Origin of the sequence: Streptomyces niphimycinicus (assembly GCF_018883605.1) — a bacterium.
Lineage (GTDB): Bacteria > Actinomycetota > Actinomycetes > Streptomycetales > Streptomycetaceae > Streptomyces > Streptomyces niphimycinicus.
Window position 1 is genome coordinate 1 of the sequence record NZ_JAHLEM010000569.1, and the last position, 737, is coordinate 737.

At 68.4% G+C, this 737-nt stretch carries 1 protein-coding gene; it reads left to right on the forward strand.

Features of this window, described 5'->3' with window-relative positions; genetic code table 11:
* Positions 1–737 (forward strand): acyltransferase domain-containing protein (locus KN815_RS36660; RefSeq protein WP_216346165.1); only part of this gene is annotated, 737 nt, incomplete at both ends.

Genomic DNA, 737 nt, shown 5'->3' on the forward strand with positions numbered 1-737 from the left:
TGCGCATGTGATTTTGGAGCAGGCTCCGGAGGTGGCCAGTGAGGCGGCGCCGGTGGTGGAGGCTCCGGGTGGTGTGGTGCCGTTGGTGGTGTCGGGGCGTGGTGGTGCGGGGTTGCGGGGGCAGGCACGGCGGTTGCTGGAGTATGTGCAGGCCCATCCGCATTTGAGTGTGGGGGAGTTGGGTGCGGGGTTGGCTGCTGGTCGGGCTGCGTTGTCGGACCGTGCGGTGGTGGTGGCGGGGGATCGGGTTGAGGGGTTGGCGGGGCTGGCGGCGGTTGCGGAGGGCGGTGGGGCGGGTAGGGCGGATGTTCGGGGCCGGGTGGTGTTTGTTTTTCCTGGTCAGGGGGCGCAGTGGGTGGGTATGGGGGCTGAGTTGTTGGAGTCGTGTGGGGTGTTCGCTGAGGCTTTGGGGGAGTGTGCGGGGGTGTTGGATGCGTTGACGGGGTGGTCGTTGGTGGATGTGGTGCGGGGTGTGGGGGGTGGGGTGTTGTTGGATCGGGTGGATGTGGTGCAGCCGGTGTCGTTTGCGGTGATGGTGTCGTTGGCGCGGGTGTGGCGGTCGTTTGGGGTGGTGCCTGCGGCGGTGGTGGGTCATTCGCAGGGTGAGATTGCGGCGGCGTGTGTGGCGGGTGGGTTGTCGTTGGAGGATGCGGCGCGGGTGGTGGTGTTGCGGAGTCGGGCGATCGGGGCGGGGTTGTCGGGTCGTGGTGGGATGGTGTCGTTGGGTGTGGGGGTGG